Origin of the sequence: Enteractinococcus coprophilus, assembly GCF_006716305.1 — a bacterium.
In the GTDB taxonomy this organism is placed as follows: Bacteria; Actinomycetota; Actinomycetes; order Actinomycetales; family Micrococcaceae; genus Yaniella; species Yaniella coprophila.
The window spans coordinates 605,976-630,288 of record NZ_VFOU01000003.1 but is presented as its reverse complement, the minus strand read 5'-3'; the positions used below and the strand labels follow the sequence as shown (position 1 = coordinate 630,288).

Genomic DNA, 24,313 nt, shown 5'->3' with positions numbered 1-24,313 from the left:
TTAAAAGCCGGTGGGGAGCACTGTTTGCCTGACTTGGTCAGTCAGATGATGCCGCGACGTTCGCCCTCAATCACCGCATCTGCTGCCGAAGATACTCCAAGTTTTCTGTAGATCGATTGCAGCTGAGTTTTGATTGTGCTTAGGCTGACGAAGAGTTGCTCAGCAATCTCTGTCCTGGTGAGCCCCAAGGTCAGGTGTTCTAGGATTTCAATTTCTCTGTCGGTTAGAGAGTGTCCGCGTTTTGGTAGCCGTGGTAAGAAGATCGCGTTGCCGCTGGATTCATTCGGCCACAATGGCACATGTTTTTCAGCAAACTCTTGAATTTCGGGGCCAAAGAGTAACTTCTCATGCGCGTTCAGCCCCCGTGGCATATGAGCTGCGAGATCCAGTGCACGGATACTGTCTTGAGTATTGCCCAACATATAGTGGCCGGCTGCCAGCACAGAAAGTCTTCGAAGCTCCAACAGCCGGAAGCCACGCGTTGCGTTCTGCAAGCCCTTAATCTGTTCCAGCGCATGATGCAAACGCCCCACATAAATATCGGTTGCCGCGCGCACAAGCTTCGTATAAGTCAGCGAATGATCAGCGCGCTCCAGGAGACGTACCGCCTCAGATCCTCGCCCAACACTGAGTGCTACGAGTGCACGTTTTAGTGGAAGCACGCTGCCGGTGAAGCCTTCCCCGTCTTTTCTCGCTAATGGTAGCGAATCAAGCATCTCCAGACGATGTTCCAGCTCATCATGGTAGCCAGCGGCTTCGAGTAGACGATGGAGGACCACGACATAAAATGGCCACGTCTCTCCTACATCATGCAAGCTAATGAGTTCAAACCGGTCGATGGCATCTTCGACGGCGCCCTGATCCAACAGAATGTCAGCAAAATCTGCTTGGACATCGATGCGTTGTTCCACCCAGCTGGAGGTGCGTGGAACCTGTGTAGCTCGAGTCAACAGACCGCTTGCTGTGGCAGCATTACCAAATGTGGCGTGAATCAAGGCCGATTGTACAAGTGCTTCGCGTTCTAAAAAAACAAAATATGAGTTAGCAGGCCGCAGTTGTGCCTGCATCAATGATGTCAGAGCACGTGAAAAATCTCCGGCCAGGGTAGCGGTAATGCCGATCTGCACCGGAGTTTGTGAAAGTAAACCATCCCGAGCGTTGAGGGTCGGATGCATTTTGCTCAGGTAATTCTCGAGCATATCTGCTTGTTCAAGGGCTCGATCAGTCATCCCGTGTATCCGGTAATCGCTCATCCGAAACATCGCCACGGCAAACATCTGCTTCGGGTCATTTTCATCGAACGTGGCCTGCAGGGCTTGGGTGTTTGTGTGCCCGGCATGCGACGCCACAAGAATCTTGTAAGCAGCGTTGGTTAGGGGTGCCGCGTCCCCGACTTTATATGCCAGGAGTTCAAGAATTTCGGCGGCTCGCTCCCGTGCAAAACCAAACCAAGTCGCTGCGAAGTTTCCTTCAATAAGGGATGTTGCAAGGGCATAGTCCTGTTGAGCAAGTGCTTGTTCCACTCGCTGGACGAACTGGGCGAGCCCGTCTATGGGATCATGCTCGCTCTCATCAGGAACAACGTTATCTGCGTCTTGCATATTTCACATCATCGCACTAACAGTAGCCTGTTTGGCTGCGAAAACCTCTCGTGGTGTTTATCCTACTGAGCGGCGAAGAGTTCGTATAGTGTTTCAGATTAGAAATAAATTTCTTGTGACGTGCAGGAGCGTTAGAGATATAAGAAACTACAGCTTGAATGTGTGGCGGCAGCTGGTCTTTCGTCTTATTCACGTCCGTCGTAAAGCACCGCGAGCGCTTCTCGAGGGCTCATGGTTTAGTCGTTGAGCGTGAGCACGGCTTTAATTGTAGAGCCGGAAGTGGCCTCGGCAATGGCCGTATCGAGCTCGGCGAAATCGTAGGTTGTGACCAGGCGATCGATGGGGAAGCGTCCTTGCTTATACAGACCTAGCAGGGCTGGCATTAGGTCCTGGGAGTTGCCAGACCCACCTAAAGTGCCCACTATCCGCTTGCCCCACAGGGTCCGCAGGTGGTCTAAGGAGAAGCGAGCTTCAGCAGGCGCCCCACCAACCAAGATGAGCGTGCCGAGCATGCCAACGATGTCGGCGGCCTCTTCAATCACCGCGATGACACCGGTGCAATCGATCGCAAAATCCGCTGGGCGACCTAGGATCCGCTGGATTTCGGCGGGCGCGTCGGTGGAGCTGGAATTGATGACGTGGGTTGCACCGAGCTCTTTGGCGACCTCAAGGCGAGAGGCGTGCAGATCCACAGCAATGATCTCATTGGCCGGAGTGTTCGTGGCCGCCATAATCGCTGCCAACCCGACGGATCCTGTTCCATAAACAACAATCGAGTCGCCCGGTTTCGGGTTGGCCGCATTGAACACCGCGCCAGCACCCGTGGTGACACCGCAAGCCAATGGGCCGAGCAGTTCAAAGGGGATGTCTTTGTCCACCTTGACGACCATCGAAGCAAAGGTCAATGAGTAATTCGCAAAGGACGATTGACCAAAGAAATGGCCTGAAATGGGGGTGCCATCCTCCCGGCGGTAGGCTGACTCTCCGGCTTTTGGTCCGATGAGACGGTGGCCGCCTAAGAGTGCTTCGCCGGTGCGCTCACAGTAGCGATGTTGGCCGCGGCGGCAGTTGCGACACGTGCCGCAGTAGGCCCAGCCAAGAATGACGTGGTCGCCAACCTCGACTTCTGTGACGCCCGCCCCGATCTTTTCGACGATGCCGGCACCTTCGTGGCCAAACACTCCCGGTAAAGGTAGGGGCATGTCGCCGGATTGGGTATTCAGGTCGGTGTGGCAGACGCCAACAGCCTTGATTTTGACGAGGACTTCGCCAGGACCCGGTTCATCAAGTTCTAAAGTTTCACGAACAAATGGCGCATTGATTTGTTCGACGACGTAGGCATCAATTTTCATGTTGGACTCCTCATCCTGAAGCGGTGCAGATATCAATTGGTATCTTTTGAAAGATTTCATGACACTACGGTCAATATCGTAGTGACGAAATCTGTATCCAAGCTCAATGTCTGGTATTGCTTGTTACCCTGGTGCCATGACCACATCGCAGCGCATGGATGCCATTGAGATGACCGAGCATCGTCGTCGTCCGTTTCCGCACACCGAGCAGGCGGCAGCTTACCTGGACATGATGGCTCAGGTCGGGGTGTTTCAGGACACCTTGGTAGCGGCCAATCCGGAGACGGCGCAGGCGCGTCAGATTCAGGCCAAACTGGCTGAGCTCATCGAGCTGCTGGCCTCTTCCGCGGTGCCCGAGCATGAACGGCTCTATGCGCTCGGAGATTTCGGAAGTGGGGAGTCGCAGGCATTATTGCCGCCGTTAGTGGTGGATCATTTTGACGACGACGCACTGCACGCCCACTTTGTCCCAGGTCAGTTTGCCATGGGTATGAACCAGGCGATGCACGGTGGGGTGGTCTCGCTGATTTTTGACACCTTGATGGGCCGTATGGCCGCCGGTCTGCAAGGTATCCCATGCCGTACGGCCTATTTGAATACGCAGTATCGTCATGTTGCTCCGGTAGAGCAGCGTCTTGAGCTGCACGCCCGCGTTGAGTCGATCGAGGGGCGCAAACGATTCATTGTCGCGCAGTTGCTGCACGGCCAGACGCTGTGTGCCGAAGCTGATGCGCTCTTTGTTGCGGTGCGACAGGGTCAGCACTAGGGGGAGGGCACGATGGTGCGCTGACCCAAGTCGACCTGCTGGCAATTGTGTCTGATGCCTAGTGGGTGGCCAGTAAGCTTTCGATACGGCGAGCTGACTCGAGAAGTTTGTCCGCGACGTCGTCGACGGCAAGCTCACTCATGACATACAAAATCGCTAGCGACGCTGGGCGCTCGTCGGCGGTGCGCAGGGGCACTGCCACAGAAGACAGCCCAGTGAAGACTTCATCCTGACTGAATTCATAGCGTTTGGCTGGGAATTCCTCGGGTTTTAGCTGGGACTGGATCACCCGGCCAGGGGCGCCGTGATCAATCGGGTGGCGGCTGCCTGGGCGTTGGGCAACCGTGGTGACAGTGTGCTGAGGTTCCACCGCCAGCAGGGTGACGGCTTCTTCGCCGTCGTAGGCCACAATAAAGGCGGTCATACCCAGCGCGTTGGCTAAAGCGACGAGTTCTGGATTGGCAGCGGCCTGTAGGTCGCGGGCGATGCTGCGGGTCAGGGTGGCCATGCGCACCCCAATTTCAAGACGACCGGTGGGATCGCGTTCAACAAAACCAAAGTCTTCTAAGGTCCGCACTAACCGATAGGCCATCGAACGGTGAATGCCCAGGCGTTCGGCAACTTCTGGGACCGTTAAAGGGGTATTCGATTCACCGATTAGCGCCAGGGCGTGCAGGCCGCGGGCCAGGGTTTGGGAACCACCCGTAGCCTGTTTGGCAGTGCTGGTCATGATGTCATCCTCAAAAAATGTTGCGCGTTCGACGTCACAGGGTTATTCTTGTATCTATATATAGAATTGTGTCTCAACTATAGAGACTCTGGGGGTTGGGTGCAAGCCCGTCTAGGGCGGCAAGAGGCCGCGCCAGTGTTCACAAGGAAGGTGCTCCATGCAGTTTCACTATCGGGGTTATGACTCACACGACCCGCGTATCAAACCCGCCGCCGGGTTCGGCATCGACCGCTCGGCTGAGATTCCAGACGAAATGGATGTCCTCATTGTGGGTACCGGGCCCGCCGCAGCCGTCGTGCTGGCACAGCTATCGCGTTTCCCCTCGGTGAATGTGCGTGCAATTGAAAAACGTCCCGGGCGCCTGGCCGTCGGTCAGGCCGACGGTATTCAGGCCCGCTCGGTTGAGACTTTCCAGGCTTTTGGCTTCGCTGAAGAAGTGATTCAGGAGTCTTACCGCAACGTGGAAATGGCGTTTTGGGCACCAGATCCAGAAAACCCTGCCAATATTGTGCGTTCCTCGCGCAGCCCCGATGATGCCACCGGGATCTCCGAATTCCCCCACATCTACGTGAACCAGTCGCGCATTTTGGACTACTTCTTGCGCGACGCCGAACGCGCACCCGGTCGAGCGACCCCCGACTACGGTGTCGAATTTGTGACCGCGCAGATTGATCCGGACGCTGAGTACCCGGTCACCGCAACCATCCGCTACGTCGCCGGTGAGCGCGAAGGTCAAGAGCGCACGGTCAAAGCCAAGTACCTGGTTGGCGGCGACGGCGCTCGTTCAACCGTTCGCAAAGCTCTGGGCCACCGCCTGGAGGGTGACGCCTCGATGCACGCCTGGGGCGTCATTGACGTCATGTCCAACACCGATTTCCCCGATATTCAGCTCAAGTGCTCAATCCAATCGCACGACAAGGGCAACATCCTGCTGATCCCGCGCGAGGGTGGTTACCTGGTGCGCATGTATGTTGATTTGGGCGAAGTGACCGATGCCAATGCCAAAACCATCCGCTCGACGCCGGTCCAGGACATTATCGCGACCGCCAATGCGGTGCTGCACCCCTATACCTTGGACGTGAAATCTGTTGCCTGGTGGTCGGTCTATGAGGTTGCCCACCGAGTTGCCACCGGTTTTGACGATGTCCCAGAGGGCGAACGCGACTCGCGCACCCCGCACGCTTTTATTATGGGCGATGCCTGCCACACCCACTCGGCAAAGGCCGGGCAGGGGATGAACGTGTCCATGCAAGACGGGTTCAACCTCGGGTGGAAGCTCGGCATGGTCTTAGACGGGCGCGCTCCTGCCAGCCTGCTGCACACTTATGCCCAAGAACGTGAAGTGGTCGCCCACGACCTGATCAATTTTGATAAGGAATGGTCCAGCATTATGGCCACCCAGGGCGATGATGCCACAGTGGTCGAGGAGTTCTACACCAAGACGTTCGAATTCCCTGCCGGGTTTATGACCGAATACACCACAAACCAGATCACCATGGGTACCGAACACCAGGAGCTGGCGGCCGGGTTCCCAGTGGGCAAACGCTTCAAATCTGCTGAAGTCATCCGTCGCTCGGATAACCGCTGGCGTCACCTGGGCCACTTCCACGAGGCCGATGGCCGCTGGCGGGTCTACGTTTTCGCCGACTCGGCGGCTCCTGCATTGGAAGGCACCCCAACCGCTGAGTTTGCCAAGTGGTGGCAAGAAGATCCAGCATCACCACGCGTTCGCTACACCCCGGGCAACGGTGATACCGATGCGATCTTTGACACCAAGGTGGTCTACCAGCAGGATTACACCGAAGTTGAACCATACGATGTGCCTGCTGCGTTCAAACCGGTCAAGGTACCCTACGGTCTGATCGACATCAACCAGATCTTTGCTGCCGGTCACGGCCGCGATATCTTCCGGGATCGTGACATCAGCACAGACGGCGCAATCGTCATCGTGCGCCCTGATCAATACGTCGCCGGTGTTGTGCCGCTGGATGCGCGCGAAGAGCTCGTGGAATTCTTTGCCGGGAACATGATCGAACCAGCACCAACCGGCCCGGCCGAATACATCAGCGATTTAGAAATCGCCGATCGCGCCAGCCTGGCCATCCACGTTGAAGACTAATCCCTTGGCTTCCTGATGGTTATCAGCGCCTGAAGGCCATCGCGGTGCGGCACCCACATAGCCTGTGGGTGCCGCACCGCTTGGCGTTTATGACGCCGCCGCATCAGCGACGTCGTACAGCATGATGGCACCGGGGAAGTAAGTATCGTAGACAGCATGAGCGTGCGAACCACAATCCATACCTGGGCGCAGCGGGCCATGGATTCGGATAACGGTCGCATCAGCCTGGTGGCCTTGTTTTCATTACTGGTTTTCCTTCCGGTGAGCTTCCCGCTCAACACGATGGTTATCGATCGGTTTCCCAGCCTGTTGCCCTCCGACGGCATCGATCCGCTATTTGTACTCATTTACATAGGCGTGTACTGGTTCATCTACACGGTGTTCTACTGTGTGGTCACGGTCTGGTGGTTTTCCCGGTTAGCCTCGGAACCGTTCCATGAGAAACTGCGGACCACCTCGCGTGGTGTTAGTGAACCACGCAAACTCTCCACGGCTGTCATCCGTTCAGACGGGACCATGTCCATCTCACTGCAAATGTGTTTGCTGGCGCTGGTCTTTACCGTGGTGGTCATGACGGTCCCAGATTTTCGGGGCGAATTCATGATGAAAGTAATCGCCTTGCTCGTCTCGTTCAGTAACTGGGTGGCTGTGGTCGTCACCCAGACACTGGCCTATGCACGTGTCCAAGCCCAAGATTCTGACGGTGTGGCCATCCAATTTGCCGGGACAACAGATGCCGTCTGGGGCGACTATTTCTCGCTGGCTTTGGGCATCTCGACGATGCTTGGCCCGGCCGATGCGACATTACAAGGCCGCCGTGTCCGCACCACGGTCCGCTGGCACGCGTTAGTGAGTTTCGCGTTCAACTCGATGGTCATTGCTTCACTGGCGACTCTTATGCTCTCAACCTAGGCGCGCACCACGGCACACTCCGGATGGGGCAACCGGGTTAGTTTCACACTATCGTGGCTCCCGCGACCATGGAGGCATCTCAGATGCCGCCGACACTGCTACCGTAAAGCAGGTACCGCAGCGACCCAGGCTCGCGGTGAACCGCGCTTGAACACGAAAGAGGCTCACCATGGTCCGATCTGGCCAACAGTTGCATCAAGAGATTGCACGCATTTCCAAGGAGTCTTCGGAAGAAGATTTCGCCGAAGTCGCCGAACAACTCAATGGTTTGTCAGTTTCAGAGGTGACCTATCTGCTGGGACGGTTGAACAAACGACGACGCGCCATCGTCTACCGTCTGCTGGATAAGGGCCTGGCGTTGAAAGTTTTCGAATCCTTATCGCCGGCCTCCCAAAGTGACCTGCTCAATGCCCTACAAGAACACGACACCGCCGAGATCTTCTTGGGTCTAAACCCGGATGATCGCGTCTGGCTCCTTGATGAACTGCCCGCAACTGTGGCCACAAAGCTCATGCAGGGTTTAGATGTCGAGGAGCGCGACGAAACCGCAGCATTGCTGGGGTACCCGGAAGATGCCATCGGACGGCGTATGAGCCCGCGATTCATCCAGTTATACCCCTGGCTCACCGTAGCCGAGGCGATGCAGCGGGTCCGCAATGATCTGGGCAGCGCGGAATCGATCTATTATCTGCCGGTGGTCGACGACGGGCGAAAAGTCATTGGCGAAGTGCGACTGCGGCACCTGATGAGTCATGACGACGAAACCACAATCGAAGCACTCATGCGACCCACGCACACCGCCGAGGCCACCGAGGACGCCGAAGAAGTCGCCCGACGCACTGCCAGACGTGGCGCTTTTGCGGTATCGATTGTGGATCACGAACATCGTCTGGTTGGGATTTTCACCCTGGATGACGCCGTGCGGATTCTAGAATACGAAGAAAGCGAAGATGTCTCGCGGCAGGGTGGTGTCGAACCGATCCGCCGCCCGTATTTGGCCACGCCGGTCATGCGGTTATTCCGCAGCCGGATCGTCTGGTTGCTGGTCTTAGCTGTCGGTGCCACGTTGACCGTGCAGGTGCTGGAGATCTTCGAGGATGCGCTGGCACAGGTCACGGTGCTGGCACTCTTTGTACCGCTGCTGATTGGTACCGGTGGTAACACCGGCAACCAGGCGGCCACAACGGTCACGCGTGCCATTGCACTGGATCACCTGCAACCGCGTGATATTTTCCGTGTCCTCACCCGAGAGGTGCGTACCGGATTCTTATTGGGCCTCACACTGGGCATGCTGGGTTTTGGCATTACCGGGTTCTTTTATGATTTCGACGTCGGCCTGGTCATCGGCCTGACCCTGCTGGCGGTCTGCACTGTTGCCGCGAGCATCGGCGGCATCATGCCACTGATTGCCAAACTGGTGAAAGTCGATCCGGCCGTGTTTTCTAACCCGTTTATCACCACGTTCGTCGATGCCACCGGCCTGGTGATCTACTTCTTGATCGCCCAAGCCGTGCTGCCCGAAATCTCATAGTCAGCACAGGAGGCGGTTTCCTGCGCGTTTGGCAAAATCATCAAGGGCAGCTGTCAGCCCCACCACCGACCAAACAGGTTGACCTGCCAGCTTACGCTCTTGCCGTAGGTTCTTAGCATCGACTGACCGCTCAAGATGCTCTTAGGCGCGGCTACGGCACGGTCTATCCAGTGGTGACGTTGTCTACTCGGTGAATAACGCGGCGGCTTTAATTGCGGTGTCGACCAGTCCGTAGCCCAGGCCCATGATCACGATCAACGCCAGGATGACGGCGATGGTTCGGTAGGTTTGGGTGACTTCGTCGGTGACGGTGTCAAGAAAGTGCTGTGAGCTGCTCATGGTGTACTCCTAGTGGTGCAGGTCGTATTCGATGGTATGTTTTTCGGCGACTGGGCGCATCAGAATGTTCGCGAGCAACCCGACGGCCAGTAGGCCGACCATGATGAACATGGACACCGTGTACAGGTCGGGGCCTGCGGCACCAGCCTTGGCCTGAGATTCGACCACGCTGTTGACGATTAGCGGTCCGGCGATACCGGCTGCCGCCCAGGCGGTGAGGAGGCGACCGTGGATTGCGCCGACCTGGTAGTAGCCGAACATGTCTTTTAGATAGGCCGGAATGGTGGAGAAGCCACCGCCGTAGAACGACAGGATGAAGACCGCTGCGAGGATGAACAGGATCAACGATCCGCCACCAAAGAATGCCAGGACAAGGTACAGCAGCACACCGACGCCCAGGTAGACCAGGTAGATGTTCTTGCGGCCGATGTAGTCCGAGGTGGTGGACCAGACGAAGCGACCGGCCATGTTGGCTAGCGACAGGATGCCAACGAACCCGGCGGCTGCTGCGGCGGTGACGCCGGGGAAGTAGTCCTGGATCATCGGGGCAGCGTTTTCCAAAATCCCAATACCGGCGGTGACGTTAGTAAACAGGATGATCCACAAAAACCAGAACTGCGGGGTTTTCAGCGCCTGGTTCGCTGAGACGTTGAGTTTGGTCTGCATCGGGGCTGCATCGACAGTCGAGGGGTCCCAGCCCTCTGGTTTCCAGTCCGGGTGGGGCAGGCGGATGACATAGGCGCCGGCGGCAATAATAAAGGCATAGCTAATGGCCAGTGTGATGAAGGTTGGGACGAGGCCGGCGGCAAGGTTTTCGGTTTCGGTGCCGCCCCCGAACAGCGCCATGAGGGAGCTGGACATCGGGCTTGCGATCAGCGCACCGCCACCAAAGCCCATGATGGCAAGCCCAGTTGCCAGACCGGGCCGGTCGGGGAACCATTTCATCAGTGTAGAAACCGGCGAAATATACCCAATCCCTAATCCGATGCCGCCAATAAAGCCGTATCCGAAGTAAACCATCCACAGCTGACCCGTCGCAATGCCAACCGCAGCGATAAAGAAGCCCAGCACCCATGCCGTTCCGGCGACGATCATCGACTTTCGAGGACCGGCTTTTTCGACCCAGGTGCCACCAAATGCTGCCGACAGGCCCAGCATGGCAATAGCCACCGAGAAGATCCAACCGACCGAGACCTCACCAACGTCGAAACGTGACATCAGCGGGATTTTGAAGACACTAAATGCATAGACCTGACCGATACATAAGTGGATGGCCAACCCAGCGGCAGGGATAAACCACCGGTTGAACGTTCTAGGCGCCACTATTGCGGACTTATCTAATACGCTGGTCGTAGCGTCCTCTCGTTGTGAGTATGAAAGTCAATAAGATTACATCATAAATTCAAGCTGAGCCTATGAGACGCATAATTTGGTGTCAACAGTTATAAGACGACTTAGCTGTACTGTCATGACGTAAAACGGCGCCATAAGACACATGGCCATTGATGTTTTCCCGCGATCCGAACACCTCACCGGAGTATGCTCAGACGCTAGAGGCGTTATACCCGGTGGCCTACGAGATGAAATTTATCAGCAGGCGCGATAAATCCAAGTGGCAATGGACCATGATGATCATGGCTCCAGAATGGAAGGCCACCGAAGTCTTCGAGAACGCACCGCCTCAAGCCGGGGCCAAGAACCCTCCAGCGCGACTGGGCGACGTTCGCCCGATAAACTTCGCACACTCTACGCCAGCCCGTGATCGCAGACGTCGACGCAAAACCTTGAGAGCCTCCGCGCTCGCAGACTTTTCTCAGATTGTTCATGCGGGATTTTGAGCGGAACGCAAGCTGGTCGTCAGGAACGTTTCTTAGAGTAGGGACTACCTCTTCAAGGTGTGAGTGATGAAGACGTGAGGCTCCGGGTTCCAGTCCCGGGGCCTTCCGTCATTTTTGAGCTTTCGGTTGAGAGTCAGTCGCAGGATTCATCCGCGAGATGGTCACGCCACCACGTGTTGCTGTCATGCGAACTACTTTCTTCTTTGTAGATGCGCCCGCAACCAGTTCGGATTGCCTGAAATCGGGAGGCCCTCTCGCAGAATTGAATCGAATATGGGTGCTGGTTTAACTTCGGACTCGAAATACACCAGAGGCCGAACGTCATTGCCGATCCAGCGGTTGACCTGCTGGGCGAGTTGGTCGATATTTGTATTCGGCAGTTCTGCTTGAAGTCGATAATCAGGGACTGAGTCTGGGTTTGCGTAAATGAGTCATCATCGGGAATTGTTGGTCTGCTGTAGAGACCAGTGAGATGCGCGACGTCGCCTGCGCCGAATTTGCCATACCCAGCATTTTCTCAGGGCGTTCATGCGTGAATTTGAGCGGAACGCAAGCTTGCCGCCAGGAACGTTTCTTAGAGTGGGTATTACCCTCTTCGAGGTGTGAGTGATGAGAGTGTTGAGGCCCCGGGTTCCAGTCCCGGGGCCTCAGCCATGAACAGACCCCTCAGGGGCGCCGAGTTGGCATATGGCGTGGCGCTCGCAGTCGCTGTGAGGGAATTCCCAGCTGTTTCACTTGAGAATTTGAGTGAAACTCAAGCCTGCGGTCAGCAAGTCTTCTTAGAGTAGGTATTACCTCTTCAAGGTGTGAGTGAGAGCGTGAGGCCCCGGAGCAACTCCGGGGCCTCAGTCTTTTAACTATTCCGGCGCTCCAATGGCGCGACGCTGAGCTAATTGCACGAATTCCGTCAGCGACGCAGGGTTGGCGATTGCGTCCTGGTTCACCACATCAGCCGTGCCCCGGATGAACAGTTTCTTCAGCGGGACTTCGATGCGTTTACCACTGTGGGTGACCGGGATATCGGCCATCGAGATGATTTCATCGGGCACGTGACGCATTGATGCTTGCGTGCGAATTGTGTCTGCGATGCGGTCCTGCAGTTCGTCGGTCAGTTCAGTACCTTCAGCCAGTTGGACGAATAGTGGCATCCAGTACCCGCCGCCGGGTTGTTCGACGCCGATCACCGTGGATTGCTCGACCTCGGGTATGTAGCTCAAGGCTGCGTAGATTTCTGCGGTCCCCAGTCGCACGCCCTGGCGGTTGAGCGTGGCATCGGAACGGCCCTCGACGATAAAGCTGCCCCGCGAGGTCTGGATGACCCAGTCACCCTGCGCCCACACCCCGTGCGGGAATGCCTCGGTTGCGGGGAACCGGTTGAAGTAGGTGTCGCGGTAGCGCTCGCCGTCGGCGTCGTTCCATAAATACAAGGGCATTGAGGGCATCGGTTCGGTGATAACGAGTTCGCCGACTTCGTTAAAGACCTCGTGGCCGTCGTCGTCAAAGGATTTTGCGGCCACCCCGAGCATCGGGCCTTGTAGCTCGCCCAGGTGGATGGGCTCCAGCGGGTTGGTGCCGACGAAGCCGGAGCAGATGTCGGTGCCACCGGAATCGGAGCCAAGCCGGACGACGGGATTGACGTGCTCGTGGACCCAGCGCCAGGTGGATTCGGGCAGGGGAGCGGCGGTGGACAGGATGGATTTCAGGCCCGTGAGATCCCATCGCTCGGCGGGGATGATCCCGGAGCGTTCGACCATGGTGAGATACGGAGCGCCGACGGCGAACCGGGTGGTGTCGGTGGCGGCGATGACTTCAAATTGCCGGGCGGCGCCGTTGATTTTGGGGGAGCCGCCGTAGACGACGACGGAGGCGCCGACGGCCAGCGCCTGGACCAAGGTGTTCCAGACCATCCACGAGGTATTGGCGGCAACATAGTAGCGGTCGGCGGGCGTCATGTCCTGGTGTAAGCCTTGGCCTTTGAGCGACTCCAGCAGCATGCCGCCGTGGCCGTGGACGATGCCTTTGGGATCGCCAGTGGTCCCGGAGGAGAACAAGATCCACAGCGGGTGGTCAAAGGTCCCGCGCAGGTAATCGACTGGGCCGGACGGTGCTTGGCGGTAGTCTGCGATGTCCAGGTGGTGGTCCACGCTGGGCAGCCCGGCACGCAGTTCGGCGTTGTAGTTGGCCAGGTCAAAGTGCCTGCCGTTGAACGTGTAGCCGCCGGTGGTAATTAACACTGCGGGTTCCAGCTGGCGCAGTCGGGCCAGCGTTGCGGTGGGGGTCAGATCTGGTGAGTTGATCGTCCACACCGCACCGATCGTGGCACTGGCCAACAGCCCGATGATGGCTTCGGCATTATTCGGCAACACGGCCGCGACCCGATCCCCGGGTTGGACCCCGAGTTCGCGCAGTTGCTCGGCCAGCCCGTGGACGCGGGTGCGTAATTGCTGCCAGGATACGGTGTGGATGCGGTTGTTCTCATCGATATTGACCAGGGCGGTCGCATCGTCTTCGACCAATTCCCGGGTGCGTTCGAGCACGTTTTCGGCTAAATTTACGCGCGCCTGCGGGTACCAGACCGCCCCGGGCATGGTCGGGTTGGTCAGTGCTGCGGTATCGAAGCCATCGCCTAACACCCCAAAGTATTCGCGCACCGCATCCCAAAACACTGGCAGCTCATGAATCGACCAGGCGTGCAGCCGCCGGAATAGGCCGGGGGCCATCTCGCCGTCGTCGGTAATTAACGGCCCCACATCCACACCGTGGGTGTCGGTGAGCCAGTGGGCAAACCGAAACATCTGGGTGTTCGCCGGGTTGGTGGGCTGCCAGGTGACCGGCGGTGTCGCCAAGTGCGTCATCGAGGTGTCCTTCGGAGGTGGTTATTTGATGAAGGTATTGCGGATCGAGCCGACACCTTCAAGCGTTGAGGTCAATACGTTACCGGGTTGCATCGCGATGCCGTGAGCTTTGCCAACCCCGGCCGGAGTGCCGGTGAAGATCAAATCGCCCGGGAAAAGGGTCACGACCTGCGACAGATCGGCGATAATGTTGGCCACCGGGAACACCATTGATGCGGTGGTGCCGTCTTGGACCGTCCAGGAGCCGCCGTGTTCTTCGGTTTGGGGGCCCTCCAGCACCGCGGAGATGCGCAGCGCGTTGGGGTCTTCGAATTCATCGAGGGTGACGACGGCGGGGCCAACAGGGCTGAAGTTTGGGAACGACTTGCCCAGCGAGAACTGCGGGACCGGTGGGCGCAGCTGGATGCTGCGCTCGGACAAATCCTGGCCAACCGAGTAACCGGCAACGTAGTCCAGGGCGTTGGTTTCAGACACCTTGTGCGCTTCGCGCCCGATGGTCACCACGAGTTCGGTTTCATAATCGACTTCGCCTTGTTCGACGTCGGGAATGATGACGTCGACGTCGGCGCCTGCCAGGGAGGACTGGAACTTGGTGAAGACGATCAGGTTCTCCGGGTACGGGATGGCGGCCTCATCGGCGTGGTCGCGGTAGTTCACCCCGATCGCAAAGATCTGGCGCGGCCTGGGAGATGGTGCCAGGATGTCCACGGATTTAGCTTTGAAGCCGTTAGAAATCTCTCGGGTGGTGATCGTGGCGGCCCAGGCGGTGAAGTCTGCCCAGCGAGTATAAATGTCCATCGGGTCGGGGCCGAAGGCGCCCTCGGAGGCGACGTGAATATCCAGGTGGCGGTCGCCATCGGTCAGGGTTGCGCGGTGATTAACATTTGCGATACGCATGTGCGGTCTTTTCTGTGGGGCGGTCGAGTAGGTATCGCCGATGATAAGTTCTTACAACGGCAGCAGATACCCCTGCGGTGCGTGGGAGCGGGAGAAGGCTGTTAGTAAGAAAAGTACGCCAGGATGTGCTCGCGAACAACCCGTGTTTAGGGTTTCATAATGATTTGTGCCCGCAAAGGGCGAGTTAGTCAAAGGTCAGGGAAAACACACCTTCGGCATTCGAGCTGAGCGCACGCTGATCAAGGTCTTGCAGTAGCGCGCGACTCGACGGCGCGACCAACCCTTGACCGATCATCAGCAAAGAGTGGGCGTCTCGGAAGGTGTCGAACAACTCACTGCATGTGCTCTCTCTTAACGAGGTAGCGGATGCGTATGGTTGGTTAGCGCCACTGGCGCAGCGACGACATATCTGAACGAAGCTGTGCGTGCTCTTCAAGCGCATCGATCAAAGCTCCTTGATGATTGTCCTGAAGCTTCCGCAGCAGTTCTTTATGCCACGCCTGATCAGTGCCTTTATCACTGGTATCTGTCTTGTCGATGTTGCGCAGCACGCTGTAGAGGACTGCTTTCCGTTCGTCGTCATTGAGCGCAAGCAGGGCCTTTTCAATTTCAGCGGCGCTCCACTTCATGCCCCAAGTCTACGACTGATCTCGGGCCATAAACAGGCGAAAAACAGTCCGGTGTCTGGTCACTGAAAGAGTCAACCGAAGACGCTTTTGCGGCTACCGTTGGCGCAATGGCTTGCACCCGAGTAGTTGATTCGACTGTCAGTGAGGGTGGAGGGATTGTTCAAACCATCTGTCTAAGGATCCTCGTCAAGATTCTTCTGGCCACGCACGGTCGTCTAGCCCCTCGATCTGTGGCCTATGTGGTGTGCTCAACAGTCTGACACTGCTAGGAACTGCCCAGATTCACCGGGTAGTCTGCCCAGTATGAAAGCAGTTGCATTTGATACCCCAGGCGGCCCAGAAGTTTTACACGTTGTGGAGCTCCCAGACCCAGAAGTTGGTGAGGGCGAAGTACTCATTCGCGTCCAAACCGCCGCGGTCAGTCCCACCGACACCGTGCGCCGCGCCGGATCCCGGACCGAGGGCAAAGAGGGGCCCTTTGTGCCGGGGATGGATGTGGCCGGCATGATCGAAGCTATCGACTCCAACGCCGACACCGATCTGACCGTGGGCGACAAAGTCATGGCCATTGTGGTGCCCGACGGCGCATACGGCGCCTATGCCGAGCGCGTTGTGGTGCCGGTTGAATCTGTGGCGCGGATGCCAGAGGGTGCCACATTTGCTGAAGCCTGCACCTTGCCGATGAACGGGCTGACCGCTCGTCTGGCACTGGATACGCTGAATCTGCCGGAAGGTTCGACCCTGGTGGTCACCGGTGCCGCCGGAGTGCTGGGTGGCTATGTTGTTCAGTTGGCCAAGGCCGATGGCCTGGTGGTCATGGCGGATACTTCTGAAGCCGACGACGAACTGGTCCTGTCTTTGGGTGCCGATATCGTCAAACTGCGTGGCGAGACGTTTCCGGATGCTGTGCGCACCGAATTTCCAAAAGGTGTTGACGCCGTGATCGATGCTGCAGTCATGGAAGATGAGATTCTGCCCGCCGTCAAAGATGGTGGCACTGTGATTACTATTCGCGGGGCCAAAGGCGAACGCGATCGCGGCGTGATCTTCCAACCGATTTGGGTGGTCGATTACGCCAAAGAACAAGCCAAACTCGATGCGCTGCGCCAACAGGTGGAAGACGGCGTACTCACGCTCCGCGTTGCCGAGGTCCTGCAGATGGAAGACGCACCCGAAGCGCACCGCAAGCTAGAAGCTGGTGGCATCCGCGGTCGCATTGTGCTGGAGTTCGGCGATATTCCGTGGACCTAATCCTTATGGACAGATCTCACATGAGCTGCGCCAGGTATCGTCGGGCGTAGAGTGAGAATAGGCTCAAGTGTAAATGCTCTGGTACGTGGGCATGTATGACAGACCAACAGAGTGCAGATTTGGATAAACTGCCTTCAAAATCTGCTGTCCGAAAAGCAGGGTCTGCAATTCGACAGGTGATGCGGAAATCAGAAGCAGCAACTATAGAGATAACGTCAGAAAAAGATCCGGCAGAGTTGGAAACTGATAAGGACATTCTTCAGCGCGCTATCTCCGTGATTGACCTATATCGTTCTCATTTCAGTAAGCCGATGGGTCGAGTTGAACAAACGCTTCGTGACATCTGTGTCGGAACGGATTTCGACACGCAAATTACGAGCCGTCTCAAGCGTTTACCAACGATTATCAATAAGCTCCGGAGGCCGGACAACACAGACTTGTCGAGGATGGAAGATATCGGTGGGTGCCGTGTCGTAGTGGAAACTTACGATGAGCTGAACGTATTGCATGAGTTGGTTCGTCGGGAATACGCTAATCGCGTTCATCGTGAACGTGATTATGTAGCTACTCCGCGCGATAGTGGCTACCGCTCTGTCCACCTTATCGTGAAAGAACCTTCGTCTGATTTGAAAATTGAAATTCAACTTCGGACTCGGTTAATGCATGATTGGGCGGATTTAGTGGAGTCTTTTAGCAGAATTATGTCTGAGGATTTCAAACAATCTGGATCTCACATCGTGCAGGAGTTCATGAAATTGCAGTCGACGTTCTCAGCCTGGCAGGAAGGGCTTGGACCTGAATTAACACTGGACGAGATGAAAGAACTGCGTATACTGGGAATGCGCGTCCAAGAGTTACTGGGCTCAATGACGGGCGAACCTGAGAGGAAATAAAACATGGCTGTCATGAAAAATTTTATTTTGATTTACAACCATGCCAAAAAAGAGCTGGAAGACATACTTCCGTTTGAAGACGATGTCGCTTCTGCTACTCGCAGGTATGGGGAACTTGAAGCTGAATTTCGTGATTCAGCGCTAATGGATATTGTTTTGGTCGGGTCCGATTCCATCGAAACAGTCAAAGTAACACATGCGAATTACTTCACTGGTGAAGCAGAAAAAAAAGTAGCCGAGTTGTTCCGTTCCCTGAATTTCGCTTGATCAACTCTCATCACAAAGCCTCTGTCATTGGTTATCGACAGAGGCTTTGTACTTACGCTCGTTGTAAACCCAAGAGGAGCCAGATATCGTCGCGGCCGGATCGTGCTGGAGTTCGGCGATATTCCGTGGGCCTAAACGGTCACCGGGGTTACACGTTCTAACGCCCAGTCCGGGTCATCGACTGTGACTTGTTGAATGCCCAAGCGTCGGGCGGTTTCAAACTGCCGGTTCGTGGCTACCGTCCACATCCGCACGGTTCGTCCGACCTCGGTCCACGACCGCAACAGCGAGGCGTGATGCGCCAACCACCCCGTTGACGGGCCCAGCAATTGCGCTGGGCCCGTCGTCGTTTCCGGCGAACCGATCTGCAGGGCGTGGGCATCGAAGGAATCAAACAGGGGGCACAAACGCGCAGCCGGCACCGCATCAGCCACCCGGTCTAAGGCATTGAGTGAAAAGCTCATGATCGACACACTCACCTGCCCGCCAGTGCCGTTGGCTCGCAGGGTGCCGGTGGTGGCATCCCAACCCCAGCGCTGCAACCAGTCCAGTACCGCATCTTCGATCAGCCCGGCAGACGCGGCGGTAATCTTCATTTCCACCGCGAGCTCGACGGGCCGCCCGGCATCCACCAGTAGCCCTGTCAACTCATCCAGGGTCAACAGCTGATTTCTCGCCGTGCCATACGCCATCGGCAGCGCCTTACTGCGCGCCTTCCACGAGTGCACATCCAGTGCGCGCATCTGCGCCAGCGTGTGAGCCTGCACTTCACCTTGGCCATCCGAGGTTCGATTCACGGTGGTATCGTGCCAACACACTAAAACTCCGTCCGAGGTGATTTGCACATCGGTCTCCACACCGTGGGCTCCGAGAGCCAGCGCGTGCGCGAAGGCCGCGCGAGTATGTTCGGCGTATTGGGTACTGGCACCACGGTGTGCGAAAACTTTCACGAACGCCACGGTAACGATGCAGCGTGACGCCTGAACGACCAGTCCGTGAACATCAGCTAACAACCACGTCAATGCTCGGTTCACCTACTCGACTTGCCACGCGCCACCCCGCCATTCCCCAGAGCATCGGGCTAGACTCACCACTGATGCCGCAGCCAGAAAACCCGTTGAACCAGTCCACCCCGCCTCATAGCTGGGCCTTACGACGGCGCGTCTTACTGACCGTGCTGATTCTGATCGTGGCCGCAGCCTCCACGATCTACGGACTCGCTCAGCTGAACCAAGATCCTCAGGACGACGGCATGGCCGCCGAACCACCTGCAGAACCCATCTGCCGAGCCGAAGGTGAGTTCGTGGCGGGTTTCATGTCGCCGCAGGCTGACAACGACAAGACGCTAGACATCCTGGAAACCATGAACACCGACGCTGTGACTTTCGGCGGTCGAATCGTACCGGCGGAGTCGGCCGATTATCCCGGTGAAGTCGCCGATGCGATTGGGGACAGGGATGCTTACGAGTACACCGTGGCGATGACCTGGGACGGCATCGAGCTGGCAGACAGCGATCAGATCGTGCAGGTCGGCGACACCTCCTACGGCATCATCGCCGCCGGTGACAACAGCGTGGTCGTGACCGAGTCGACGGACGGAACGGATCATTTCCATTCGCTGACCCGCACCACCACCGAGCATGAGGCCAGCGCGTACATCGGGCTGCCGGTGCCCCAAATGCGCACCTCGGGTGAAGCCTGGCTGCCGGATAACAGCTACGCCGGCGTCGTCGATGCGTTCTCCCAAAAATTCGTGACCGCTTACCAGCAGCGCGGGGCCGACGGCTTCTACCTGGCTATGGAAATGCCACTGACCCACGAAGCCCATTGGAATCCGGTCACCGACTACTACAGTCGCCAAACTCAGATCATCAACGACATCGCCCCGGGTGCTACCGTGTTGATCTCGCCGTATTTGGAAGGCCGCGCAGACCGTCAGACCATCACTCCCGAAACCGCAGCGCGCGGCTATCAAAAATTGCTCGGACTCGACAACGGTACCCGTATTGTGGTCTCACCGCAGGATGGTGTGGGCGTGGGTACCACGGCGTTAGTAGCTGACGATTCCGAGGCCCATCGGGTCACGGTCGAAGAATACTTTGAGGCACTGCATGCGGTGGACCCGGAGCGACTCTACGTCACGATTGAGGCCATGCGCCCCGGTGGTGGCAGTCCCGATTCTCGGAAGCCCACCACCCGCGAGCGCGTGGAACAACAACTGACTGCCACCGAGCCCTACGTGCAAGGGGCCATCGGTTTCCAGTGGGCCGAGCCGAATTCGATGCTGCACATTGATTCCATTGGTGATGGCGCGTGCGCGGCTGGTCCCGGCCAGCTGCACTGAAGCAAGGTGAGCTTAGGACTTAGCACTGCCATACGCGCGAGCTTGCAGGTCAGGTTCGATTTCATCGAAGTTACGCCCCTTGGTTTCAGGCACGCGACGGTAAACAAATATCAGTCCGATGACACTGATGACCGCGAAGATGAGAAACACCGGACCGGTGCCAACCAACCCGACGACGGGCAGGAAGGCCGTAGAGACCGCGAAGTTGGACAGCCAGCTCATGGTCGAGCCGGCACCGGATCCTTCGGCCTGGTGATCTGAGGGGAAGACTTCGCCCAGGATGACCCAGAAGACGGGCCCCATCCCCACGGCGAAGGAAGATACATAGACCAGCATGCAGATCAGCATCACGATCGAGCTGAGTTCGAATAGGAACGCTAGGCCTAGCACCGCCACTGAGATCCCCATGCCGATCAGCGAGATCATCAGGAGTGGACGACGTCCGGCACGGTCGATCAGCCGCAACGAGACGATCGTCATGCCAAGGTTGACCGCACCGATAATGACCGAATAGATGATGGAATTCGCAGCACTCAGACCGGTCTGCTCCATAATGGTGGGAGCGAAATATAGGACAGTGTTAATCCCGACGATCTGCTGCAGGATGGCTAGCCCAACGGCCACGATGAGGCCCGGACGGACTCGTCGCGTCAGCAGTCCGCGCCACCCAGATTTCTCGGGGGTCGAGTCACCGCGTTCGCGTCGGCGCTCGTCCGCTTGCTGCTGCTGGTGGGCGATCATTTCGTCGGCGCGTTCCTCACCGGCAACCGATCCGAGCATCTTCTTGGCATCATCGATCCGGCCTTTGGTGATTAACCAAGAGGGGGATTCGGGGAGTCGCATGGCAATCAGTGCCAGCACTACGGCAGGAACCGCGCCCACCCAGAACATGGCTCGCCAGTTGCCGTTCGCAGCAAAGATCAGGTTTACGACGTACGCCACGAGCATCCCGACGGTCTGGAGGAGCTGGTTGAGCGTGAGCATCCACCCGCGGATTTGTGCGGGCGAGATCTCGCCTAGATAGGTTGGCACCAGCGCCGAGCCGACACCAACGCCAAGTCCCATCAGTATGCGTCCAAAGAAGAGCAGCCAAAAGCCCGATGCGAGTGCCGCCAGAGAGAACCCGACGGCGAACAGGACCCCAGCGGTCAAGAGCATCTTCTTGCGCCCGAATCGTTCGGCCAGGTTGCCGGTCGCCATGGCCCCTGCCATCGCTCCGAGCAGTAGGATACTGGTGACGAGACCCTGTTGCCCACTGTCGAGTTCCATGTCTTCTCGGATATACAGCAGCGCTCCGGCAATGACTCCGGTTGCGTAACCGATCAGGAAGGTCGCCAGGTTGATCCACAACCCCCAGGCTCGGACTTTGCGTAAGCCTTTTTTCGGCATGCTGTCTGATGGTTCCGGCATTGTCTCGTTGGAAGTCATCTCATTCCCCCTGCTCTGCTCGATTGGGCAAGCCGGTTTCTGGCCAACCGGTTGGGCCGTTACTGCCGGCGGCGTATTCTTGCAGAGGCACCTGGCCATTGCGCCATGCTTGGCGGACAGGTTCAATAATGCGCCAGCACTCGACCACCATGTCCCCGCGGACCGATAAGGTTGCGGTGTCATCAACTAACACGCTCTTGAAGACTTCACCGTAGGGTGGCAAGGCACCGGGCCCAAATTGGCCGGACATGCTGACCGGATCTATCCGAAACGGATCCCCGGGGCCCGTGAGGTTTAGTTCAAGACCAAGCTCATTGGATGCCAGGTCAATGCCAATGTGGAGCCGATTGGCCTGCGGTGCACCGGCCATCCCCTCGGGGACCAATGGTGGCTCCTGGAATGTGATCACAATTTCGGTACGTGGCGACCCCAGGGCTTTGCCCGAACGCACCCGAAACGGCACACCAGACCACCGCCAGGTGTCGACGGCCAGCACCAATTCAGCCAGGGTTTCGGTCGTGCTGGAAGCATCAATGCCTTGCTCATCAACGTAGGATGGCACGTCGCGGTCGCCGATTTTCCCGGCCGTGTAGCGGGCGCGGCGACTATAATTGATGGGATCATCGTCCCAAATATGTGTAGCGCGCAACACCTGGGCTTTGCCATCGCGCACATCATCAGCACCCAGGCTGGGCACCGGGTCCATAGCAAACAGTGCCAGCACTTCGAGCATGTGGCTTTGGATCATATCCACTAGGGCACCGGTGGCGTCATAGAAATCTGCCCGGCCCTCCAGCGTCAGGGTTTCATCAAAGACGATGTCCACACTTGCAACGTGCTCGTTATTCAGAACCGGTTCGAACATTCGGTTGGCAAAGCGTAGCCCAAGCACATTCAACACGGTGGGCATCGCGACAAAGTGGTCGATCCGGTGCACGTGGTGTTCGGGCACAATCCGGGTCACGAGCTCATTGAGGGCCTGCGCGCTATCGGCGTCGCTGCCAAACGGTTTTTCAATCATCAACCGGGTTCCTTCGGGAACCCCAATGGCTTCCAGGGCTTGACAGGCGCGCTCTGTAATGGCTGGGGGCAGGGCAAAGTATATGGTCACCGGCCCCTGGCAGGCTGCAAGCAGGGCGCGGAGTTCGTCTTCGGCGGTGACATCGGCCTGCAGATAAGTCGTGTTGGTGACCACTGCGTCCACGTGTGGGCCGGTGGCGTCGACTTCGGCAAAGGACTCGGTGACCTGGGCTTGCCAGCGTTGCGTATCCCAGTCTCGCAGATCGCTACCGATCAGCTGGAGATCGCCCAGTGCCTGCGAAGTCAACAGTGCCCCCAGACCTGGGAGCAATAAGCGGGCCGTGAGATCACCGCTGGCGCCTAAAATGACTAGAGTTTGGGTTTCGTTATCGGAAACGGTGGTCATCGTACCTCTTCCAAAACTTGACGTTGGGTTGGGTGTCCTTCCACCCTCTGCCCCTATCCAGACCGATGTCAAGGAGTGTGCGTTGATGTTTTGTACTAGCCGGCAAATGCTCGGACCGGTTGGCCGGGGACTGTGACTCTGGCACAGAATAGCGCCCCAGCCAACGGATCGTCATCAGGGGCCAGATTCTCTCGCGACGTGGTGATGTATAAATCGGTGAGATTCGGTCCGCCCAGGGTGCACGCGGTGACCTGGCGGGCCGGGACTTCTACGATCTCATCGAGGGAACCTTCGGGGGTGTAACGCCGCACTTGGCCGGACCCGTTCATGGCAACCCACACCCCGCCCTCGGCATCCACGGTGAGCCCATCTGGGAGCTCGTGATCGGCCAACGACACAAACACGCGCTGATCCGTCAGACCCACATCATGAGCATAGTCAAAGACGACGATGCTATTGGTCGGGGTATCGGCGTAGTAAGCCAGTGTGCCGTCGGGGCTCCAGTCCAAACCGTTGGAAATGGTAACGCCGCTGAGCACCGGCTTCACACTACGATCCGGGTCGAGCCGGTAGAGGGTACCGGCCCCGGTGCGTTGATCATAGGCCATCGAACCGCAGTAAAACCGGCCATCCGGGTCACAAGCCCCGTCATTCATTCGGATGCCTTCGCCCTGGAAGGCCGCGATCGTTTCGATCGGGTTGCCCTGGGCGTCTTCGAGTAAAAAACCACGCTCGGTACCAATCACCGCACCACCGTCGCGTCGTGGCCGAAGTGCCGCGGCAACCGTGCCGACATTGCGCCGCGACACCTCACCGTCGGCCCCCAAACTCAGGATGTCGCCGGCCAGCATGTCGACCCAGCGCAGCCCGCCCCAGGCCTCCGACCAAACTGGCCCTTCGCCGTGATACGTGATGGGATCGGTACATTGTGCTACCTGCATGCCACGCCCTTTCTGGTCTTTGTACAGCTCTTGAGATTGCACAGACTATGAGTACATTTGGGGGTCATGCTACGTCGTCCAGTATCGGTCGGCCATGCTTCTTGACCGCCGCACAGCGACGAATGTGTGTTGCTACGGCCAAAGACGTGGTGGTAGAGACAGAACCAGTACCCCTCCAACGGAAGGCGACCAGA

Annotated in this window: 21 protein-coding genes; 9 read left to right on the top strand and 12 right to left on the bottom strand. The window is 57.6% G+C overall.

Annotated elements, in window-relative coordinates:
- Positions 1-41 precede the first annotated feature (41 nt).
- Complete coding sequence (locus FB556_RS13715; protein WP_141867543.1) at positions 42-1,601, bottom strand: helix-turn-helix transcriptional regulator; 1,560 nt, start codon at positions 1,599-1,601, stop codon at positions 42-44.
- Between the two features lie 236 nt (positions 1,602-1,837).
- Positions 1,838-2,953 carry an NAD(P)-dependent alcohol dehydrogenase gene (locus FB556_RS10840; RefSeq protein ID WP_141867541.1) on the bottom strand — a complete coding sequence of 372 codons (1,116 nt, stop codon included), beginning with the start codon at positions 2,951-2,953 and terminating at the stop codon, positions 1,838-1,840.
- Positions 2,954-3,089: 136 nt separating this feature from the next.
- Here FB556_RS10840 and FB556_RS10835 point away from each other — a divergent pair, with 136 nt between their 5' ends.
- Positions 3,090-3,719: a PaaI family thioesterase gene (locus tag FB556_RS10835; protein ID WP_170200448.1), complete on the top strand. Its 630-nt coding sequence runs from the start codon at positions 3,090-3,092 to the stop codon at positions 3,717-3,719.
- A 58-nt stretch (positions 3,720-3,777) separates the two neighbouring features.
- Here FB556_RS10835 and FB556_RS10830 read toward each other — a convergent pair whose 3' ends face one another.
- Complete coding sequence (locus tag FB556_RS10830; protein WP_141867536.1) at positions 3,778-4,449, bottom strand: IclR family transcriptional regulator; 672 nt, start codon at positions 4,447-4,449, stop codon at positions 3,778-3,780.
- A 157-nt stretch (positions 4,450-4,606) separates the two neighbouring features.
- Between FB556_RS10830 and FB556_RS10825 the strand changes: the two genes are divergently transcribed.
- The 3 genes from FB556_RS10825 to mgtE all read left to right on the top strand — a co-directional run bounded on the left by FB556_RS10825 (position 4,607) and on the right by mgtE (position 9,011).
- The gene (locus FB556_RS10825) at positions 4,607-6,568 is read left to right on the top strand and encodes an FAD-dependent monooxygenase (RefSeq protein WP_141867534.1); all 1,962 of its coding nucleotides are present in this window, start codon (positions 4,607-4,609) and stop codon (positions 6,566-6,568) included.
- Positions 6,569-6,724: 156 nt separating this feature from the next.
- Positions 6,725-7,480, top strand: a complete 756-nt coding sequence (locus FB556_RS10820) for a DUF1345 domain-containing protein (RefSeq protein WP_141867532.1) — start codon at positions 6,725-6,727, stop codon at positions 7,478-7,480.
- A 169-nt stretch (positions 7,481-7,649) separates the two neighbouring features.
- The gene (gene mgtE / locus FB556_RS10815; protein WP_141867530.1) at positions 7,650-9,011 is read left to right on the top strand and encodes a magnesium transporter; all 1,362 of its coding nucleotides are present in this window, start codon (positions 7,650-7,652) and stop codon (positions 9,009-9,011) included.
- Between the two features lie 183 nt (positions 9,012-9,194).
- Here the strand turns inward: mgtE and FB556_RS13435 are convergent, their stop codons facing one another.
- Together FB556_RS13435 and FB556_RS10810 are read right to left on the bottom strand one after the other, a co-directional pair.
- Positions 9,195-9,350, bottom strand: a complete 156-nt coding sequence (locus tag FB556_RS13435) for an MFS transporter small subunit (protein WP_170200419.1) — start codon at positions 9,348-9,350, stop codon at positions 9,195-9,197.
- 9 nt (positions 9,351-9,359) lie between these two features.
- Positions 9,360-10,673: an L-lactate MFS transporter gene (locus tag FB556_RS10810; protein WP_246057398.1), complete on the bottom strand. Its 1,314-nt coding sequence runs from the start codon at positions 10,671-10,673 to the stop codon at positions 9,360-9,362.
- Between the two features lie 179 nt (positions 10,674-10,852).
- On the opposite strand from FB556_RS10810, the gene FB556_RS10805 reads away from it, so the two are divergent.
- Complete coding sequence (locus FB556_RS10805) at positions 10,853-11,188, top strand: hypothetical protein (protein WP_141867526.1); 336 nt, start codon at positions 10,853-10,855, stop codon at positions 11,186-11,188.
- An 857-nt stretch (positions 11,189-12,045) separates the two neighbouring features.
- Here the strand turns inward: FB556_RS10805 and FB556_RS10800 are convergent.
- From FB556_RS10800 to FB556_RS10790, 3 genes are all read right to left on the bottom strand, one after another.
- Complete coding sequence (locus FB556_RS10800; RefSeq protein ID WP_141867524.1) at positions 12,046-14,043, bottom strand: acetoacetate--CoA ligase; 1,998 nt, start codon at positions 14,041-14,043, stop codon at positions 12,046-12,048.
- Positions 14,044-14,064: 21 nt separating this feature from the next.
- Positions 14,065-14,940, bottom strand: coding sequence for a fumarylacetoacetate hydrolase family protein (locus tag FB556_RS10795; protein WP_141867522.1), 876 nt, complete (start codon positions 14,938-14,940; stop codon positions 14,065-14,067).
- Positions 14,941-15,320: 380 nt separating this feature from the next.
- The gene (locus FB556_RS10790) at positions 15,321-15,569 is read right to left on the bottom strand and encodes a hypothetical protein (protein ID WP_141867520.1); all 249 of its coding nucleotides are present in this window, start codon (positions 15,567-15,569) and stop codon (positions 15,321-15,323) included.
- A 303-nt stretch (positions 15,570-15,872) separates the two neighbouring features.
- Here FB556_RS10790 and FB556_RS10785 point away from each other — a divergent pair, with 303 nt between their 5' ends.
- The 3 genes from FB556_RS10785 (at position 15,873) to FB556_RS10775 (ending at position 17,980) form a co-directional block, all read left to right on the top strand.
- Entirely contained in the window at positions 15,873-16,820 is a 948-nt protein-coding gene (locus FB556_RS10785) for a quinone oxidoreductase family protein (RefSeq protein ID WP_141867518.1), read from the top strand.
- A 95-nt stretch (positions 16,821-16,915) separates the two neighbouring features.
- Complete coding sequence (locus tag FB556_RS10780) at positions 16,916-17,713, top strand: RelA/SpoT domain-containing protein (protein ID WP_141867515.1); 798 nt, start codon at positions 16,916-16,918, stop codon at positions 17,711-17,713.
- Between the two features lie 3 nt (positions 17,714-17,716).
- The gene (locus FB556_RS10775; RefSeq protein ID WP_141867513.1) at positions 17,717-17,980 is read left to right on the top strand and encodes a hypothetical protein; all 264 of its coding nucleotides are present in this window, start codon (positions 17,717-17,719) and stop codon (positions 17,978-17,980) included.
- A gap of 131 nt (positions 17,981-18,111) precedes the next feature.
- Here the strand turns inward: FB556_RS10775 and FB556_RS10770 are convergent, their stop codons facing one another.
- Entirely contained in the window at positions 18,112-18,930 is an 819-nt protein-coding gene (locus FB556_RS10770) for a glycerophosphodiester phosphodiesterase (RefSeq protein WP_170200447.1), read from the bottom strand.
- A gap of 146 nt (positions 18,931-19,076) precedes the next feature.
- On the opposite strand from FB556_RS10770, the gene FB556_RS10765 reads away from it, so the two are divergent.
- Positions 19,077-20,324 (top strand): DUF4434 domain-containing protein, encoded by a 1,248-nt coding sequence (locus FB556_RS10765; RefSeq protein ID WP_141867509.1) that lies wholly within the window; start codon positions 19,077-19,079, stop codon positions 20,322-20,324.
- Between the two features lie 12 nt (positions 20,325-20,336).
- Here the strand turns inward: FB556_RS10765 and FB556_RS10760 are convergent, their stop codons facing one another.
- The 3 genes from FB556_RS10760 to FB556_RS10750 all read right to left on the bottom strand — a co-directional run bounded on the left by FB556_RS10760 (position 20,337) and on the right by FB556_RS10750 (position 24,119).
- Positions 20,337-21,713: a sugar porter family MFS transporter gene (locus FB556_RS10760; protein WP_211344033.1), complete on the bottom strand. Its 1,377-nt coding sequence runs from the start codon at positions 21,711-21,713 to the stop codon at positions 20,337-20,339.
- A 40-nt stretch (positions 21,714-21,753) separates the two neighbouring features.
- On the bottom strand, positions 21,754-23,178 hold the full coding sequence (locus FB556_RS10755; RefSeq protein ID WP_141867505.1) for a glucose-6-phosphate dehydrogenase: 1,425 nt from the start codon (positions 23,176-23,178) through the stop codon (positions 21,754-21,756).
- Between the two features lie 95 nt (positions 23,179-23,273).
- Entirely contained in the window at positions 23,274-24,119 is an 846-nt protein-coding gene (locus tag FB556_RS10750; RefSeq protein ID WP_141867504.1) for an SMP-30/gluconolactonase/LRE family protein, read from the bottom strand.
- Positions 24,120-24,313 lie beyond the last annotated feature (194 nt).

Excerpts from the sequence above, each read along its gene's own strand:
- FB556_RS10840 (WP_141867541.1), bottom strand. The coding sequence starts at position 2,953 with ATGAAAATTGATGCCTACGTCGTCGAACAAATCAATGCGCCATTTGTT.
- FB556_RS10825 (WP_141867534.1), top strand. The coding sequence starts at position 4,607 with ATGCAGTTTCACTATCGGGGTTATGACTCACACGACCCGCGTATCAAA.
- FB556_RS10760 (WP_211344033.1), bottom strand. The coding sequence starts at position 21,713 with ATGCCGAAAAAAGGCTTACGCAAAGTCCGAGCCTGGGGGTTGTGGATC.
- FB556_RS10780 (WP_141867515.1), top strand. The coding sequence starts at position 16,916 with ATGACAGACCAACAGAGTGCAGATTTGGATAAACTGCCTTCAAAATCT.
- FB556_RS10775 (WP_141867513.1), top strand. The coding sequence starts at position 17,717 with ATGGCTGTCATGAAAAATTTTATTTTGATTTACAACCATGCCAAAAAA.
- FB556_RS13435 (WP_170200419.1), bottom strand. The coding sequence starts at position 9,350 with ATGAGCAGCTCACAGCACTTTCTTGACACCGTCACCGACGAAGTCACC.
- FB556_RS10820 (WP_141867532.1), top strand. The coding sequence starts at position 6,725 with ATGAGCGTGCGAACCACAATCCATACCTGGGCGCAGCGGGCCATGGAT.
- FB556_RS10785 (WP_141867518.1), top strand. The coding sequence starts at position 15,873 with ATGAAAGCAGTTGCATTTGATACCCCAGGCGGCCCAGAAGTTTTACAC.
- FB556_RS10835 (WP_170200448.1), top strand. The coding sequence starts at position 3,090 with ATGACCACATCGCAGCGCATGGATGCCATTGAGATGACCGAGCATCGT.
- FB556_RS10765 (WP_141867509.1), top strand. The coding sequence starts at position 19,077 with ATGCCGCAGCCAGAAAACCCGTTGAACCAGTCCACCCCGCCTCATAGC.
- FB556_RS10800 (WP_141867524.1), bottom strand. The coding sequence starts at position 14,043 with ATGACGCACTTGGCGACACCGCCGGTCACCTGGCAGCCCACCAACCCG.
- mgtE (WP_141867530.1), top strand. The coding sequence starts at position 7,650 with ATGGTCCGATCTGGCCAACAGTTGCATCAAGAGATTGCACGCATTTCC.
- FB556_RS10830 (WP_141867536.1), bottom strand. The coding sequence starts at position 4,449 with ATGACCAGCACTGCCAAACAGGCTACGGGTGGTTCCCAAACCCTGGCC.
- FB556_RS13715 (WP_141867543.1), bottom strand. The coding sequence starts at position 1,601 with ATGCAAGACGCAGATAACGTTGTTCCTGATGAGAGCGAGCATGATCCC.
- FB556_RS10750 (WP_141867504.1), bottom strand. The coding sequence starts at position 24,119 with ATGCAGGTAGCACAATGTACCGATCCCATCACGTATCACGGCGAAGGG.
- FB556_RS10755 (WP_141867505.1), bottom strand. The coding sequence starts at position 23,178 with ATGACCACCGTTTCCGATAACGAAACCCAAACTCTAGTCATTTTAGGC.
- FB556_RS10790 (WP_141867520.1), bottom strand. The coding sequence starts at position 15,569 with ATGAAGTGGAGCGCCGCTGAAATTGAAAAGGCCCTGCTTGCGCTCAAT.
- FB556_RS10795 (WP_141867522.1), bottom strand. The coding sequence starts at position 14,940 with ATGCGTATCGCAAATGTTAATCACCGCGCAACCCTGACCGATGGCGAC.